We start from the raw sequence: 16,923 nt of genomic DNA, 5'->3' as shown, positions 1-16,923 counted from the left end.
AATGCGATCGCCCAATGGCTGAATTGCACCTCCACCCAATGGGCTCCCCCGAATGGCGTACCCTTGTCTGCTGTTTCCTAGCATCGTCCCTAGTGATCTCCTAGGTTGCCTGCCATAGCTTAATCTGCCCGTCCCAGCAGCCACTGGCTAGGAGGTTGCTGAAGGGCGCAAACACCGCCGACCAAACCCAACTATCATGATCACTCATCACATGCAGCAAGCTGCCGGTGCGGGCATCCCAGAGGCGAATGGTGCGATCGCTGCTGGCACTCACCAAAAGGCGACCATCTCGGCTAAAGGCTACCGAGTTGACAGATTGATTGTGGGTATCCAAGGTGTAGATCACCTGCCCCGTATCCCAGTCCCACAGGCGAATGGTGTTGTCGGCGCTACCGCTGGCGATCGCTTTTCCGTCGGGACTGACACAGACCGACAGCACTTCCCCCTGGTGCCCTGACAGGAAGCGCACCGGTTTACGACTGCTGAGTGTCCACATGCCCAAAGTCTGGTCATGGCTACCGCTGACCAGCATCGGCTGCTTGGGGTTTACCGCTAAGGACAGCACCCAGTGGTCATGGCCCTGCAAGGTGCGGTGTAGGCTGCCGGTTGCCAGTTTCCATAGGCGAATGGTTTTGTCGTGGCTCGCCGTCGCGATCGCCCGATCGCCGGGGATGAAGATCACCGATCGCACCCAGTCTCCATGGCCGGTGAGAACGCTCTCTAGGCTACCGGTTGCCGGTTGCCAAAGGCGCACGGTTTTATCATTGCTGCAACTGGCCACGCGGGTGCCATCGTAGCTAATGGCCACATCCCGCACCCATGCTTCATGCCCCTCCAGCGATCGCGCTAACTCGCCCGTTTTCAGAGACCAAAGTTTCACCGTTTTGTCGCCACTACCGCTAACCAACCATTGGCCTTGAGGATCGAGGGCTAGGGCTCTAACCCAGGCGGAATGTCCGGTCAATGTTTGCACACATCGCCATGCTTGGGATGAGATTTGGTTCATGGTTTAAGAACTCAACAAGGTAAAGATGCACAGCGTTGTCATTACAGCGTCGTAACTACATCGTTGTATGCGTAGACCTCACCCCACCCCTAGACGTTGCCCACTCCTGTGGCTGGCGATCGCCCCTACTGCGTCCAGGCCTTCATCTTGCCTGGATTCAAGAGACCGTAGGGATCCATCTGTCGCTTGAAGGCCAGTTGCACAGGATCGGCCGTTTTCCGTCCCCCATCTTCCAAAATATAGGTATGAGGATTGGCAATAAAGGCTCCCTGCGCTTCATGATACTGAATAATCTCCTGCAGTCGCTCAGTGGTGGTATAGCGCACCAGTTGCAGAGCAGCAGGAATCACCTTCCCGTTCACCCGAATAAATTCGAGATGCATCATCACCTCATCCCCAAAGTGATGGTACATATGCTCCACCATGGACAGCTTGGGATCCCAAGGGAAGAGAGTTTGCAGATAGGTGAGGGAGGCATCCACATTCCGGGCATGGAGAGTGGTGTGATTCCAGGTATATTCCATCAACACCGCTCCCTTCCCCGCATCTTTTGCGCCTTTTTGGTAGGCCAGGGTGCCGCCAAACTCAGCAATCAAGGCGGTGAGAGGCTCTAGGCTAGATTCAGCAATGATCAGCAATGCGCCATGCTGCCCCTCGGGCAAGGCCTGGCGTAGAGCGGTGAAGTAGCTGGGAATCGGCCAGGCGCAAATGGTGATTAGCTTTTTGATAATGCCATCAGCATCTCCAAGGGCCTGGCCAAAGCGGGCCGCCGTCATGAAGTCTGGAAAGGTGACCATACAATCCATCCAGGGATAGGCAGGCCCCAAGGGCACCTCTAACTGGGTGATGATGCCGTTGGTGCCGTAGGCATGATTCACTTTCTGCACATCATCGCCCCGTAGCTCCACCACGCGGGGCGTATCCTCCATGGTCACCACGCGCAGAGCCTGGAGGTTGCCGCGATCGCGCAATTGTCCGTAGGTAATCGACCCGATGCCGCCACTGCCACCGGCAATGAAGCCACCCACCGTTGCGGTGCGGTAGGTGGAGGGCACCATGCGCAATTCCCACCCGGTCTCCCGCGCCTGCTTGTCGAGCATGGCCATCTTCACCCCCGGTTCCACACAGGCCATCCCTGGCTGAATCCAGCGCACCGCCTGCATTCGGGTCATGTCTAAAATCACGCCCCCTTCTAGGGGAACACATTGCCCATAGTTGCCCGTGCCTGCTCCCCGCACTGTCAGCGGAATGCTGAACTGAACGCAAGCTTGCGCCACCCGCAGCACCTCGGCCTCATTCGCTGGTCTGACTACCAAATCTCCCACCTTGCCGGTGAGTAAGGGCTGTAATACAGGGCTAAAGGTGTAGTAGTCCTGAGATAGCTTCAAGATTTGGTTGGCATCTTGAATGGTCTCAATGCCGGCGATCGCATTTAAAAAATCATCGGAGCGGGTGAGCATCGCTGAGGTCATCGTTACTAAGGATCTCCCTGATATCGCTAATACATCCAAACCATCGATCTTCAAGCCCTGAACGGCCCGAATTCGACTACCTATCGATATACCGTACGTTGGATGCCCAAGTTGTGGAACACAGCACTATTGTAGGGGCATGGTAGGGGCTTGAATGGGTAGGGTCTAGTCGATGGGTTTATGTTGAGAAACGTAGGTTGAGAACAACGTAGGGTGAAGAACATATGTTGAGAGTTGTAACAAATGTACTTCAGCATTTCAATAGAAGGGTGGATATGGGTAGGCATCTACGTAAAACCCACGATCTCGTTTACATAGTTTCAAGATTTGATACGAAGCGCAAGGTTTAAAGCTGCGATCGCCTGTTAAATCAAAGGATTCAGCGATTTAATCAGGTTTATAGCCTGCAAAAAGGCGGTTGTGTTGATCCCCTTTATTCAAGCAGGGCTGTGATAATCCCGGATAGTAGCCTCTGGTCTTGTTATAAGGCGGGTTGAGTTTAAAGAAAGTGTAATGCTAGGGGCAATGATGTCCCATTTTCCCTAGGGATGGCATAGGATAAGAGGCGTCAAAAGCTGTGCATGGCGGCGATCGCATCTTTGCAGGGGGGATTGGGTTCAGTAAAAATGCAGTTGTTGTAACAACCCTTAAGCGAATACCTTAAATGTGCAGCGTCAGAGCATCTCACTGGGTAAAGCACTCACGGTTAACGCCGTTGATGTAGCCCACCATCATTTTTGTAAACCCTTCAGAAAACGCGATTAACAAGTCTGTATCCCATAGGAACGAGTGACAACCCAGGATATATGTTGATCGCCCATACGGCTTTGCATCTACACAACTCCGAGTTTTGCCAGGTGTGCCCTAGTTGGGATGTTCGTCCCAGCGTCGTAGTCTGCCAACCTGTGCATCTCTAACCAGCGCCATCTTTTAGTTTTCGATTCATTGAAGTTGCTATTCGGAAAACTAACGTAAACTCCTGAGCTCGTCATGGCTATTACAATCACCACTGAACTGAAAAGCGAAAGTTTGCAACTGTTGCGGCAGTACCAAGATACGCCTTCAGCCAATCTGCGTAACAAATTAGTTCAATTAAATCTTGGTTTAGTTCGTCGGGAAGCCCACCACTGGATTAATCAATGCACCGAGTCCTACGAAGACCTGATGCAAGTGGGCAGCATGGGCTTAATCCGGGCGATTGAGCGTTTTGATATGTCGAAAGGACACGCCTTTAGCTCCTTTGCTATCCCCTACATTCGAGGCGAAATCCAACACTATCTCCGCGACAAGGGCAGCCCCGTCCGGATTCCTCGACGCTGGCAAACCATTTATCGCCAAGCCGCCCATGTGACCCGTGAACTGCGGACGCAGCTTGACCGCCAACCAACGGATGTCGAAATCTCTACCGTTCTAGACATTCCCCTGGCAGAATGGCAAGACATCAAGCTTGCCTATCGCAATCGCTCTCCCCTCAGCCTAGATGCACCCATGTGCGAAGAGGATAGTGGCGCAACATCGTTGGGTGAGCTGTTGCCGGATAACCAGTATCGCAGCTTCCAACTGGCTCAAGAAGACCAAATCCGTCTCCAGCAAGCGCTGCTGCAGTTGGAGAACCGCACCCGCGAGGTGTTGGAATTTGTCTTCCTGCAAGATCTGACCCAAAAGGAAACGGCAGAACGCCTGGGTATTAGTGCGGTGACGGTATCGCGCCGGGTGAAAAAAGGGCTGACCGTCCTGCGCACCATCATGAGCACACCGGTTGGCGATCCGTAAGATGCCTTCCATAGGCAGGAATCCTTGAAGCCCTGCAGATATAACCGATTTTCGCGATCAATACGATCCTCCCTAGTCCCTGGTTTGTCCTGGAGCTAGGGAGATTTTTTATGTTATGAAAGGTCGCGATAGAAGAGAAACCGCAGGAGCAGCACTACGGAAATGGCTGTATAGCTAGCCGCATTGGCCAGCAAGACCGCATCACGCTTATCGGGCTGCTGGAGAAATTGGGAGCGATCGCTGCCTTTGTAGCTGGTGGCTGACGAAATAAACGTGCGGCGTGCTTGGGCTTGGGGAGGCGGCTCGTTGGTCGTGGGAGTAGCCTCAACCCGTTCCAGCAAGCGTTCCAGCAGATTCAGCCCCTGAAGCTTCACGAAGAAACTCAGCATAAAGGTAATGAACCCACTCACGCCAATGAGAAGCAGCCTGTCTGGTAGGCGATCAAACAAGACGTAGCCCACCAGAGCTTGCTCAAGGCCTTCATCGAGGATAGGCAGCACGAGGAAAAACACGAGCCAGCCCATGACCACCGACAGCAAATTGAGGGAGGTGGCATATTCAATGCTGCGCTTGTAGGACAGCTTCAATTCCCAGTGCAGGATAGCGGCCTCGGTGGCGATCGCGATCAATAAAAACAAGCTTTGTAACACCACTGCCCGCAGCGGCAATACCCAGACCATATAACGCCTCTCTTGATGCTTGTTGCCCCAGGGATGGTTGATGGGTCAATGTTGCAACCTAGTAACGCAAGATAGAAGAACGAAGATAGAAGACAGAAGAACGAAAAGGAAGTCTAGGACAAACCAGGTTTTCCACCTTAGCAACTAGGTGGGGTACGTCCGCCTCAGAGTACTAGTCAGGAGGTGGACTCAAGTCACAGCGGCTCTGGCCGGGTTTCGGCTACGCTCAACCCTCTTCTCATAGAGGCCCAACCCTCTTTTTATCAAGGTTTGAGCATTGAGCAATGTGGCAATACAGCTTGCCAACCAACTTCAAGAGCCATCGATGCCTATCTGGCCAATCATTCTAGCTAGTTTCCCGCTCCATCTCTTCAGCTTGCTCAAGGCACAACAGATGTTGGCCTACAGGGGAACTGGAGATCAACTCGGCGTCAACGCTATATCTAGAAATAAGATTTGCGATCGCCTCCTGCTCTCCTCTATACCTAGTGTTACCATCAAACAGATGCCGATTGCATTGATTTGGTATTCTATGGGTTGATTGAGCTCAGCAACTATGACGAATCTCAGAGCAGTTTCTCGAAATGGCATCGGTATTCGCACGGCCCAACACCGATCCGAGCGCATTGCCGGTCAAATCCATGTCTATGACGGGGCGGGGAAGGGTAAATCCCAGGCTGCTTTGGGGGTAGTGCTGCGATCGATTGGTCTGGGTATCCATGCCCTAGAGCCAACGCGGGTCTTGCTGCTACGATTTTTGAAAGGGCCGGGGCGCACCTACGATGAAGATGCCGCCATTGAAGCTCTGCAGCATGGCTTTCCCCATTTAATCGACCAAGTGCGTACGGGGCGGGCAGAATATTTTGGCCCCGATGAAATTACCCGGTTTGACCAACAGGAGGCCCAGCGAGGCTGGGATGTGGCCAAGGGGGCGATCGCCTCGGGGCTCTATTCGGTGGTGGTGCTGGATGAACTGAATCCGGTGCTCGATCTGGGGCTCTTGCCTGTGGATGAAGTAGCGCGCACTCTCAAGCGCAAGCCTGATTTCATGGAAGTAATTGCCACGGGCCGGGGCGCACCCCAGCCGCTATTGGATATTGCCGATCTGCATTCAGAAATGCGGGCCCACCACCATCCCAATGCCGTCGCCCATGGAATTGAAGGGATTGAAATCTACACCGGGGCAGGCAAGGGCAAGTCTACCAGTGCCTTGGGTAAAGCGTTGCAGGCCATTGGTAAAGGCATCAGCCAAGACAAATCCCACCGGGTGCTGATCCTGCAATGGCTGAAGGGCGGCACCGGCTACACCGAAGACTCGGCGATCGCTGCCCTGCGCCAGAGCTATCCCAGTTTGGTGGATCATCAGCGCTGCGGCCGAGATGCGATCGTATGGCGGGGACAGCAGCAGGAGTTGGATTATGTCGAAGCGGAGCGGGGCTGGGAACTGGCCCGAGCAGCGATCGCTTCGGGACTCTACAAAACCATTATCCTGGACGAACTCAACCCCACGGTGGATCTAGAGCTTTTGCCCCAGCCGCCGATTGTGCAGGCCCTGCTGCGCAAACCAAGGGATACGGAAATCATCATCACCGGGCGCTGCAAAAATCCCCCAGCCTATTTTGATATTGCCAGCATCCACTCGGAGGTGTTTTGCCATAAACACTATGCCGAGAAGGGCATTGACCTGAAGCGCGGGGTCGATTTTTAACGGATGGCTTAGGGATCGCCTCAAGCTGGTCTAAGATACTCCCACCTCAACCTAGCTCGGTGGGAGATCATCCTAGGCTCTGTTTTAAAACCTGCTAAATCTCTTGATCTTTCGTACGAGAGAATCGGGGTTTGGATGAGTTTTAAAACACGCCCTAGTACTCTGAGGCGGACGTAACCCGCCTAGTTGCTAAGGTGGGAAACCTTATGTGTCCTGAAATTCCTTTTCGTTTTTCTATCTTCTTTCTTCTGTCTTGTGGCGCTAGGGAACCACGACCACCATAGTGCCGACGCCAACTTGGTCAAACAGGGCCATCACATCGGCATTGTGCATGCGCACACAGCCATTGGAAGCGGCTTGACCAATGGATGAAACCGTCGGCGTGCCGTGGAGACCAATGACACCGTTGGGCATCTCGGCAAAGCCAATCCAGCGAACGCCCAGGGCGCTGTTGGGCCCTGGCGGATGCACCTCTCCTGTCCAAGGGCTTTGCCAGGCTGGATCAACTACCATTTGAAACACTTCGTAGGTGCCGGTGGGGGTGGGGGTGTCGGGATGGCCGATAGCGACGGGATAGCTGGCCACGACCTCATCCCCGTGGTAGAGGTAAACCCGCCGATCGCTGAGACGGATGAGGATACGGGGCTGAATCTGCTCCTCGGGTAGGTAAAGATCCCAGGTTCCCAGCGCGGGCAGATCGGGTTGGGAGAGGGTGACCTGGTCGGGGCTAAGGTTCCCCTGTCCTGGTTCAGCCGGTCGTCCCTCGGCGATCGCTGCCCCACCGTTCAGTAGGAGGGCGATCGCCACAGCTCGACCGAGACCAACGAGGTACCTGGAAGGGTGCAACAGGGTCATGATGTTGGATGCATGAATAAAAGTCTTTACGATGCCGATGCGTTGGCGATCGCCACCCAGCCCTGGATCACCTGGGCTACCGTCCAGGCTTGGGCGATTGCTCCTCGGGAATGCATGGGTGGATCCCCGTCGAAAATTTCGCCTAGGGAGCCGATGCACTGGGCGCGAAGCTGGCTAGCCATGGGATCTAAATAGGCCAGGGCTTGCTGAGGATCGCCATACACCTTGAGGTGGGCTTGCACCAAGGGGCCGAGCAGCCAACCCCAGGCCGTACCTTGGTGATAGGCGGCATCCCGCTCGCGAGAGCCGCCGCCATAGTGACCGCAGTAGCGTTCATCATCGGGGCTGAGGGAGCGCAAACCGTGGGAGGTGAGCAGCTTACGGCTACAGACATCCACCACGGCTTTTTGTTGCTCGGGGGTGAGTAAGGGGGCTAGACCTAGGGAGTTATGGGGGTAGGCGATCGCCAGTAGTTGGTTAGGGCGCAGCGATGCGTCATGTTCCTCCATGTCCAATGGATCGAGCACATCGTAGCAATAGCCATACTCTGGGTTCCAAAAACGCTGGAATCCTTTTCCAGTCTGCTGGGCCAGGGCTCGATAGTCCTCAGTAGATTTACCGAGGGCGATCGCCAACTGGGCCATGGTGCCGAGGGCGTTATACCAGAGGGCATTGATTTCCACCGGCTTACCTGCCCGAGGTGTGACCACCCACTTGCCAATCTTGGCATCCATCCAGGTCAACTGACTGCCAGGCTGTCCTGCATAGAGCAGGCCGTCATCGGGATCCACCTGAATTTGGAAGCGAGTTCCCTTCTGGTGCCAGTCGATCACCGATTGCAGCAAGGGAAATAGGTCGCGCACTAGCTCCAGATCCCCCGTTTCGGCATAGTAGGCGCGAATGGCTTCGAAGTACCACAGCACGGCATCAACGGTGTTGTAGCCAGGTTTTTTGCCCAGATCGGGAAAGACATTGGGCAACATGCCTTGGTCGAGGTAGCCGGCATAGGTGCGCAGAATGGTGGCGGTAATGTCCGATCGCCCGGTGTAGAGGGTCAGGCCAGTCAGGCTGATCATGGTGTCGCGCCCCCAGTCGTTAAACCAGGGATAGCCAGCGATGATGCTGCGGCCATTGGGTTCCTCGGGGAGCGATCGCTTCACAATAAACTGATCGGCAGCTAGAACCAGGGGCTGCATCCAGTCGGGAGCTGTTTGGCTATGGGAGGTGGAGGCCCAGCATTCCTGCAGGTGCTGTTCGTGGGCTCGTTGGCGGGCGATCGCCTCTTGACCATTGAGGCTGGCATTGGCATCGGTTGTAGCCACCACAGTCACCGTTTGCCCTGGCTCTAGGGTGATGGCCAAATCTGCCACATGGAGATGATCTTCATGGGCTGGGAGCCCGCGATAGTGTTCTTGGGCGAGATTAAAATCTTGGTACCATTCGTTGCAAAGATAGACCTCAGCCTGCTCGGCTAGCACATAGACCGGCTGCGCCTTGGGGAAAGCCGTCACCTTAACGCCGTGCTCGGCTGCCTCGATCGACATTTTCCAGAAGCCGACCTGGGTACTGCTGTGATGATCGCGGTAGTTGGTGAGCACCTTGAGGTAGAGCTTGATCGGCTGGGGCGATCGCTTCACATGGTAAGACACGTAGGTGGTATTGGCTCCCTGCTCCATCCAAATCCGCTTCTCAAGCAGCACATCAGCGCAGGCAAATGTCCAGGTGGGAATGCTGCCCTCCAGGGCAAACTGCTGAATGTGGTTATACCCTGTGGGATCCACCTGCTCGTTCGTCCAGCGGCTGGTGTGTAGGGGAAAGTAGTTGCTGTCGTATTCCAGAGTCTCGCTGAGCTGGGTCACCAACAGCGTGCGCCGCACCGGTGGGTTTAGAGCAGCAATCAAAACCCCGTGGTAGCGACGGGTCAGCAGACCAGCCACGGTGCCGGAGGCATAGCCACCGATGCCGTTGGTGACTAACCATTCACGCTCTTCAGCGCTGTGCAGATGTCCGCAAATCTCTCGACCAAATTGAATGTTCATGGCAGATTTATCAAGGCAGGGCAGATCAAGAAGGGATGGAATCGGGTTAGGGAGACCCGGAGCCAGGCACTAGGTCTGGACTCCTTGGGGATAAACCGTCCATCTATGCATGGCTAGGCTAATGATTGGTGTAGTGAAGTTCCTATCCTACAGTTAAGGCAGGGCTTCCGACTGTCTGATAGGCTAGTGAATGACCGTTGCTGTCAGTGAGCCGGCCCAATCATACCAATGTTGTTGCAGAATCCAGGGGTATAGCAAGCATGGATACCAAAGCCTTTAAGCGATCGCTTAATCAATCTCAGAAGTATCACCGCAAAGGCTTCGGGCACGATGAAGATGTCTCGGGCGCAATGAAGTCAGAGTATCAAAGTGATCTCATTCAGTACATTCGCGACCACGACTATACCCTAACCCAGGGCGATGTGACGATTCACCTAGCAGAAGCCTTCGGGTTTTGCTGGGGCGTGGAGCGGGCGGTGGCCATGGCCTATGAAACCCGTCAGCAGTTCCCCACAGAGCGCATTTGGATTACCAACGAAATTATCCATAATCCATCTGTGAACCAGCATCTGCGGGATATGAAGGTGGGCTTCATTGAAGTGCGGGATGGGCAAAAAGATTTCTCCGTCGTAGACCAAGGGGATGTGGTGATTTTGCCTGCCTTTGGCGCAAGTGTGCCGGAGATGCAGCTCCTCAACGATCGCGGCTGCACCATTGTAGACACCACCTGCCCCTGGGTTTCTAAGGTGTGGAATACGGTGGAAAAGCACAAGAAGGGCAACCATACCTCCATCATCCACGGCAAATATAACCACGAAGAAACCATCGCCACTAGCTCCTTTGCCCGCACCTATTTGATTGTGCTGAACCTGGCGGAAGCCCAGTATGTGTGTGATTACATTCTCAACGGGGGCGATCGCCAAGTCTTCATGGAGAAATTCCGGCTTGCCTGTTCCGAAGGTTTCGATCCCGATCGCGACCTAGATCGCGTGGGCATTGCCAACCAAACCACCATGCTCAAAGGGGAAACAGAGCAAATCGGCAAGCTGTTTGAACGCACCATGATGAAAAAGTATGGCCCCATTGATCTCAATCAACATTTCCTCAGCTTCAACACCATCTGTGATGCCACCCAAGAGCGTCAGGATGCCATGTTTGATCTGGTGGAAAAAAATCTAGATCTGATGGTGGTGATTGGTGGCTTCAATTCATCCAACACCACCCACCTACAGGAAATTGCCACCGAACGCGGCATTCCGTCCTACCACATCGACAGTGGCGATCGCATTGGCCCGGGCAATCAGGTGGAGCATAAGCCGCTGCACCGAGCGTTGGAGACCCAGGTTAACTGGCTACCGGATGGCCCCTTGACCATCGGTGTCACCTCCGGAGCTTCCACTCCCGATAAGGTGGTGGCTACAATCATTGAGCAAATCTTCGCCATCAAGACCCTGGCTGGGGTGAATTAATCCCAAAAAACACCCGCAGTCAATCATGGCGATCGCCTGCGGGTGCTTCACTGATGTTGTGTCACAGTTTCTGAATAAAAGAGCTGGTGATCTGAATGCGTCCAGCTAGGACGGCTTAAGACAAGACTACCCTGAGGATCTAAGCGGCAGGGGTGGTCACTTCGACGGGGTAGCTCACGGCCTTCCATGCCGCCAAGCCACCGCGTAGTTCTGACACGTGGGTGTAACCGGCATCCCGCAGCGTGGTGGCAGCGATCGCGGTTTCATCATCCGTTTCGCCGTAGACATAGATGTCCCGATCCACTTCGAAGTTGCTGCCGGATTGGGCCACCAAGTTGTCTAGGGGGATGGAAACAGCGCCGGTGATGTGGCAAGCGTTGAAATCTTGGCGATCGCGCACGTCTACGATGGTCAAGGCAGGCTCGCCCCAGTCAAGACGGGCTTTCAGGTCATAGACGCGGGATTGAGGTTGAATCGGGCCGGGTGTAGGAATCAGTCCTAGAAATGCGCTCATGGTTTAGTCCTTTCAAATTGAAATTGTTGGATGCTTGTCTGTAAGCTAACAACTTTCTTTACGTTTTGCAAAGAGATGTTGCCTTTTGCCTACATATAGTCATCTCTGAAGGACTAGGGATTGGGCTGAAGGGCCTATGCCGAGGCAGGTGTGGTGAATGGGCATAAAAAAACAGGCCATTTCCCTGAAGGAACCTGACCTGTTTGCCTATCCATGCAGCAACTGCCCAACGTAAACTTCGGAGTTCATAACCAACGCGCTGATGTGGAGAGCGGATGTCTGAGGCTGTGGTTGGGCATCACAACCTCAAGCATGAGGTGCGGCATTGGTGGTGACGAGCAAGTTTGGATCCTGCGCAAACGTTGTTTGATCGCGATATGCAACGTCGTTAATGACGTAATGTGTACAGGATAAAACCTAGGACTTGGTGTTAGATAAATCAACCCATTCAGAGAGCGGTTCTCCTTCAAAAGGTTGAACGCCAATATCAGGATATTGATCGTCTCTAGGACTGAATAAACGAGCAGCTCCTTCGGAGATATATTGAAGGGCGTTTTGGGTCAGTTTAAGGATGTTCATAAAGCCTCTCAGCCGTTTTACAACAGGGACAGCGGTGAAACAAATCGCCCTAGATTTAGGGACTATGCATTGGGCTAGTGTTGTTGATGGCAGGCGATCGAGAACGGCGAGTGGGTGATAATGTCTGAGTTGAGTGAACAAAGCTCTTGATCCCCTACCTCTTCATCATAGATGTCTCACTGCTGCTCTGTCATTAAATCTTGATAAGTTAATCATCGTAATTTGTGACATTGATTCATAAAAACCGGCTGCTTTTTTCGGAATGTTGCTAATAGCTGAACTTCATCGTGGAGAAGGTTGAAATCATCGGTTTGGATGTAACTAAGTGTTGAGAACTTTTTGAATAAATAGGGCAAGTTGTTCCGCACTGTCAGCGATCGCTAAGGCTTGGGTCGCTTTGGCCATTTGCTGTAGCTGCTCCGGTGAACGTAACAAATTCAACACCTTTTCTTGCAGGTGTTCGGCTTTCAGGGCAGATTGTTGGCAAACTTGAGCTGCGCCGGTCGCCGCAAAGACTGCTGCGTTGTAGGTTTGGTGATCTTCGGCGGCAAAAGGATAGGGAATGAGGATGGAGGGGGTGGCGGTGATGGCAAATTCTGTGAGGGTGCCAGCTCCGGCACGGCTGATGGCTAGATCTGCACGACGCAGTAGACCGGCCATGTCGTCATAGAAGGGGCGGGCAATGTAGTGGGGGTGCTTGAGGGTATCGACATCAGGATCGTTGGTGCCGGTTAAATGCACCACCCAGGCTCCAGCTTCAAACCAGGCGGAAGCAGCATTGCGTACCAGACGATTGACGGCGACCGCGCCCTGGCTGCCGCCAACCACCACGATCAGCGGTACGTCATCGGGAATCGGCAGGTCTACGAGGGGCGATCGCTCAGTTTGCCGAAAAGCATCTCGAACCGGGGTGCCCACGCAGATGGTCTGGGTGCGGGGCAGGTAGGCCGCTGCGGCTTCAAAGCCCAGGGCCACGGCCGTACACCAGGGGCTAAACCAGCGGGTGACTTTGCCGGGGAGGGCGTTGGATTCGTGGAGAATGACCGGCAGCCCCAGGGAGCGGGCGGCAATAATCGCCGGGGCGGCAATGTAGCCACCGGTGGTAAACACGCCCTGAAACTGCCCTTGACTTAGCAGACGGCGGGTAACGATGATTGCGTTGGCGAGTTTGCCAAAAACTTGGACGGTGGCCAGCCCCCGGCGCTGTAGCCCCTCAAAGTTAATCAGGTGTAGGGGATAGGTTTGGGGAACCAATTGGGTTTCTAGGCGATCAGGAACCCCTAGCCATTCAATGCTGTAGTCTGAAAGGTGGGCTGCCGTCGCGATCGCTGGAAATAGGTGACCGCCGGTGCCACTGGCGGCGATCAAAAGCTTAGAAGTATGTGCCATGGTCATCGTCAAACGCTATGTTGCCGAGTTAGGGCATTCCTCCGTCACGATACAGCACTTCGATGACGATGCGATCGCCTTGGTCGTGAAATGCAACAGTTGGGCGATCGCCGCCCCATGGCGCTGACCTGATCGACGGTTCCCTTGTCGTTCCCCTATCGCTGGGATCATAATTGAACGTGCATCTATAGAAAAACTAGGGCGCGTGCGGATAGCGATGCCTATCCCTCCCCACTTCATAACCTTGACCTTTGAAACCCTACACTATGTCCATGCCACAATCCCCCGAAGCCGCTGTCCCTGATTGGTCTGCCCTTGCCCCTGTCAACCCTCGTCGGCGATGGCTTCCCTGGATGCAGAGCCTGTCTCTCTCGTCCGCCGTTGTGCTGTCAGCAGTGGTGGGGAGCAGCGATCGCGTCCTGGCAGCACCGCCAGAAACCGCCCCTGCCGCTGTGCTGGAATTTGTTGCTGACTTGGATGCCGCCGCCAGCCAAGCGGATGTGAGTCAGGTGATGCAGTACTATAGCCCAGAGTTTCGCAGCGCCGACGGACTCAGCTACCGCGATATGGAAAATGCTCTGACTACGCTGTGGGAGCAATATCCAGGGCTCACCTATGAAACCCAGCTTTTGTCTTGGGAGCAGGACGGCGACGCCATTGTCACGGAAACCATGACCTTGATTACCGGCACGCCCCTGGTGGGCGATCGCTCTTTTGACTTCACATCTACCCTAGAAGCTCGACAGCGGTTAGTGGGTTCAGAAATTGTTGAGCAGGAGATTCTTGCGGAGGAAACGGTGCTGATGTCGGGCAGCAATCCGCCCACGGTGCAAATTAACCTGCCTGCATCGGTGACCATGGGTCGCTCCTTTACCTTCGACGCCATTGTCATAGAACCGTTGGCAGGAGAACGGTTAATGGGAGTCGCCATTGATGAGCCCGTGGATTTGGCTGGCTATCTTGACCCCATGGATGTGGAATTGACCGTTTTGCCGGCTGGCGGGCTGTTCAAAATTGGCCAAGCTCCAAGCACCCCCGGCAGCCGCTGGATTTCGGCGGTCTTGGTGCGGGAAGATGGCATCACGATGGTGACGCGACGGCTGCATATCGTCCGCCCTGGTGAAGGTTCCTAGGAAAGCTGAATACTGGTGCATAGTTGTTTGATCAAAGGTCTATGGTTTCTATCCAACATCAGACGGTGCTGATTACAGGGGCAAGCAGCGGCATTGGGGCGGCCTGTGCGTCAGCCTTTGCTGAAGCGGGGGCTCGGCTGATTCTCGCGGCCCGGCGGCGGGAGCGCTTGGAGGCGATCGCCCCTGCGTTGGTCGAGCAGTATGGGATTGCGGTTCATCCCGTGGTTATGGATGTGGGCGATCGCGCTCAGGTGGAAGCCGTCTTGCAGGGCCTGCCGGCAGACTGGCAGGCGATTGATGTGCTGGTGAACAATGCTGGTCTGAGTCGCGGATTAGAGCCGCTCCAGCAAGGCAGTATAGAGGATTGGGACGAGATGATCGACACCAACCTCAAGGGGCTGCTCTACGTCACTCGTACCGTGCTGCCGGGCATGGTGGAACGGGGGCGAGGGCATGTGATCAACATTGGCTCCATCGCAGGACATCAGCCCTACCCCAAGGGCAATGTCTATTGCGCCACCAAGGCGGCGGTGCGGGCCCTCAGCCATAGCCTGAAGATGGATCTGTCTGGAACGCCCGTGCGGGTCAGCTCCGTGGATCCGGGGTTGGTGGAAACAGAATTCAGCCAGGTGCGCTTTCATGGCGACCAGGATCGGGCTGCCCAGGTCTATGCCCATGTGACGCCTCTAACGCCAGAGGACGTGGCGGAGGTCGTTCTGTTTTGCGCTACCCGTCCGCCCCATGTGAACCTCAGCGAGATCTTGGTGTTGCCGACGGATCAGTCTAGCTCCACTTTGGTACATCGGCATTCGTAACCCGCTGCTGACCTGCGGTGCAGCATGGGCTGTCCACCTATGGCTGGAGGAGCGCCCTACCGAAGATTGCGGGCATCGCGGGACGTCTTGGTCTATCGGGCAGCGATCGCTTAGACAGCGCAGGGGCGATCCCATGATAGCCCCTGCCAAACACAGGTTTGTGGCGCGATCTCGGGGTTCTGCCACGGGGCAGAGTACACACCTGTTGGGACGTGGTACACAATAGAGAAGATGGCGATCGCTTCATTGCCCTCACCCCTTATTTTGCCGTCTACTGGATAACCATGACTCAGCAACCTGCCCATATCTGTATTCTCGGTGGAGGCTTCGGGGGTCTCTATACAGCGCTGGCGCTGGATCGCCTTCCCTGGCCACCGCTCCAGCATCCCCGCATTACCCTAGTGGATCAGCGCGATCGCTTTACCTTTGCGCCGTTGCTCTACGAACTGCTGACCGGCGAACTGCAAACCTGGGAAGTGGCACCGCCCTATGCCGAACTCCTGTCCGAAACCCGGATTCAGTTTCGCCAAACCGCTGTTAACCAAGTGGATTTGGCGAACCAACGGGTTGACCTCGCCGATGGATCCTCCTTGGACTACGATCGCCTCGTCCTGGCTCTGGGCGGAGAAACGCCCGTGGATCAAGTGCCCGGTGCCCAAGAGCACGCCATTCCCTTCCGCACGGTTCATGATGCCTATCGCCTCGATGAACGTTTGCGGCTGCTGGAAACCTCCGAGGTAGACAAAATTCGCGTGGCGATTGTGGGGGGCGGCACCAGCGGCGTGGAGCTGGCCTGCAAGCTGGCCGATCGCCTTGGAAAACGAGGACGGCTGCGGTTGGTAGAACGGGGCGAAGATCTGCTGAAGCGATCGCCCGAGTTTAACCGCGAGGCGTCTCGCAAGGCCCTCAGCGATCGCGGTGTGTGGCTCGATCTAGAAACCCAGGTCACCCAAGTCACCAGCGATAGCCTATCCCTCGACTATCGGGGGCAGATCGACACCATTCCCGTTGATATTGTTCTCTGGACCGTGGGCACCCAGGTGGCCGAGGTGGTGCGATCGCTGCCCGTCCCCCACAATGATCAGGGGCAGCTCACCATTACCCCCACTCTCCAGGTTGTAGAACATCCCCACGTGTTCGCCCTTGGTGATTTAGCCGCCTGTGAAGACGCCGCTGGGCAACGCATTCCCGCCACCGCCCAAGCCGCCTTCCAGCAAGCCGACTATGCCGCCTGGAACATCTGGGCTGACTTGAGCGATCGCCCCCTGCTGCCCTTCCGCTACCAAAACCTAGGCGAAATGATGACCTTAGGTATCGATAACGCAACATTAATGGGCTTGGGTTTAACGTTAGATGGACAACTGGCCCACATTTTCCGTCGCTTGGCCTATCTTTATCGCATGCCCACCTTTGATCATCAACTCAAAGTAGGCTTAAATTGGATTGCCCGTCCCCTGCGGGAGTTGCTATCTACCTGATTGCTCAAGTCTT

The 16,923-nt window shown here is 55.1% G+C and carries 15 protein-coding genes; 7 read left to right on the top strand and 8 right to left on the bottom strand.

The features are described from left to right. Window positions 1–100: 100 nt before the first annotated feature. Both JUJ53_RS15450 and JUJ53_RS15445 read right to left on the bottom strand, forming a co-directional pair. On the bottom strand, window positions 101–1,006 hold the full coding sequence (locus JUJ53_RS15450) for a WD40 repeat domain-containing protein (RefSeq protein ID WP_204152904.1): 906 nt from the start codon (window positions 1,004–1,006) through the stop codon (window positions 101–103). A gap of 125 nt (window positions 1,007–1,131) precedes the next feature. Continuing rightward, complete coding sequence (locus JUJ53_RS15445) at window positions 1,132–2,478, bottom strand: FAD-binding oxidoreductase (protein ID WP_204152903.1); 1,347 nt, start codon at window positions 2,476–2,478, stop codon at window positions 1,132–1,134. A gap of 990 nt (window positions 2,479–3,468) precedes the next feature. Between JUJ53_RS15445 and JUJ53_RS15440 the strand changes: the two genes are divergently transcribed. Beyond that, a complete protein-coding gene (locus JUJ53_RS15440) occupies window positions 3,469–4,251 on the top strand; it encodes an RNA polymerase sigma factor SigF (protein ID WP_204152902.1) in 783 nt (260 codons plus the stop codon). Between the two features lie 113 nt (window positions 4,252–4,364). On the opposite strand, the gene fraC is transcribed toward JUJ53_RS15440, so the two are convergent. Then, window positions 4,365–4,931, bottom strand: a complete 567-nt coding sequence (fraC, locus tag JUJ53_RS15435) for a filament integrity protein FraC (RefSeq protein WP_204152901.1) — start codon at window positions 4,929–4,931, stop codon at window positions 4,365–4,367. A gap of 556 nt (window positions 4,932–5,487) precedes the next feature. On the opposite strand from fraC, the gene JUJ53_RS15430 reads away from it, so the two are divergent. After that, complete coding sequence (locus tag JUJ53_RS15430; RefSeq protein WP_204152900.1) at window positions 5,488–6,639, top strand: cob(I)yrinic acid a,c-diamide adenosyltransferase; 1,152 nt, start codon at window positions 5,488–5,490, stop codon at window positions 6,637–6,639. A gap of 261 nt (window positions 6,640–6,900) precedes the next feature. Here the strand turns inward: JUJ53_RS15430 and JUJ53_RS15425 are convergent, their stop codons facing one another. Beyond that, window positions 6,901–7,494 (bottom strand): L,D-transpeptidase family protein, encoded by a 594-nt coding sequence (locus tag JUJ53_RS15425; RefSeq protein ID WP_204152899.1) that lies wholly within the window; start codon window positions 7,492–7,494, stop codon window positions 6,901–6,903. Between the two features lie 26 nt (window positions 7,495–7,520). Next, on the bottom strand, window positions 7,521–9,533 hold the full coding sequence (locus JUJ53_RS15420) for an amylo-alpha-1,6-glucosidase (RefSeq protein WP_204152898.1): 2,013 nt from the start codon (window positions 9,531–9,533) through the stop codon (window positions 7,521–7,523). 260 nt (window positions 9,534–9,793) lie between these two features. On the opposite strand from JUJ53_RS15420, the gene JUJ53_RS15415 reads away from it, so the two are divergent. Further along, window positions 9,794–11,002, top strand: a complete 1,209-nt coding sequence (locus JUJ53_RS15415) for a 4-hydroxy-3-methylbut-2-enyl diphosphate reductase (RefSeq protein ID WP_204152897.1) — start codon at window positions 9,794–9,796, stop codon at window positions 11,000–11,002. Between the two features lie 139 nt (window positions 11,003–11,141). Here JUJ53_RS15415 and JUJ53_RS15410 read toward each other — a convergent pair whose 3' ends face one another. The 3 genes from JUJ53_RS15410 to murG form a co-directional block, all read right to left on the bottom strand. Next, on the bottom strand, window positions 11,142–11,516 hold the full coding sequence (locus tag JUJ53_RS15410) for a rhodanese-like domain-containing protein (protein WP_204152896.1): 375 nt from the start codon (window positions 11,514–11,516) through the stop codon (window positions 11,142–11,144). A gap of 417 nt (window positions 11,517–11,933) precedes the next feature. Next, the gene (locus tag JUJ53_RS15405) at window positions 11,934–12,095 is read right to left on the bottom strand and encodes an isochorismate synthase (RefSeq protein WP_204152895.1); all 162 of its coding nucleotides are present in this window, start codon (window positions 12,093–12,095) and stop codon (window positions 11,934–11,936) included. Window positions 12,096–12,416: 321 nt separating this feature from the next. Next, the gene (gene murG, locus JUJ53_RS15400; RefSeq protein ID WP_204152894.1) at window positions 12,417–13,484 is read right to left on the bottom strand and encodes an undecaprenyldiphospho-muramoylpentapeptide beta-N-acetylglucosaminyltransferase; all 1,068 of its coding nucleotides are present in this window, start codon (window positions 13,482–13,484) and stop codon (window positions 12,417–12,419) included. On the opposite strand from murG, the gene JUJ53_RS25150 reads away from it, so the two are divergent. From JUJ53_RS25150 to JUJ53_RS15385, 4 genes are all read left to right on the top strand, one after another. Further along, window positions 13,483–13,611: a hypothetical protein gene (locus JUJ53_RS25150; RefSeq protein ID WP_275415775.1), complete on the top strand. Its 129-nt coding sequence runs from the start codon at window positions 13,483–13,485 to the stop codon at window positions 13,609–13,611. The two genes, murG and JUJ53_RS25150, sit on opposite strands and share 2 nt — an antisense overlap. A 145-nt stretch (window positions 13,612–13,756) precedes the next feature. Next, complete coding sequence (locus tag JUJ53_RS15395) at window positions 13,757–14,617, top strand: nuclear transport factor 2 family protein (RefSeq protein ID WP_204152893.1); 861 nt, start codon at window positions 13,757–13,759, stop codon at window positions 14,615–14,617. A 41-nt stretch (window positions 14,618–14,658) separates the two neighbouring features. After that, window positions 14,659–15,432 carry an SDR family oxidoreductase gene (locus JUJ53_RS15390; RefSeq protein ID WP_204152892.1) on the top strand — a complete coding sequence of 258 codons (774 nt, stop codon included), beginning with the start codon at window positions 14,659–14,661 and terminating at the stop codon, window positions 15,430–15,432. 284 nt (window positions 15,433–15,716) lie between these two features. After that, window positions 15,717–16,910 carry an NAD(P)/FAD-dependent oxidoreductase gene (locus JUJ53_RS15385; protein ID WP_204152998.1) on the top strand — a complete coding sequence of 398 codons (1,194 nt, stop codon included), beginning with the start codon at window positions 15,717–15,719 and terminating at the stop codon, window positions 16,908–16,910. Window positions 16,911–16,923 lie beyond the last annotated feature (13 nt).

The organism is Leptolyngbya sp. CCY15150 (assembly GCF_016888135.1).
In the GTDB taxonomy this organism is placed as follows: domain Bacteria; phylum Cyanobacteriota; class Cyanobacteriia; order RECH01; family RECH01; genus RECH01.
This window is presented reverse-complemented; position numbering and strand designations above follow the sequence as displayed.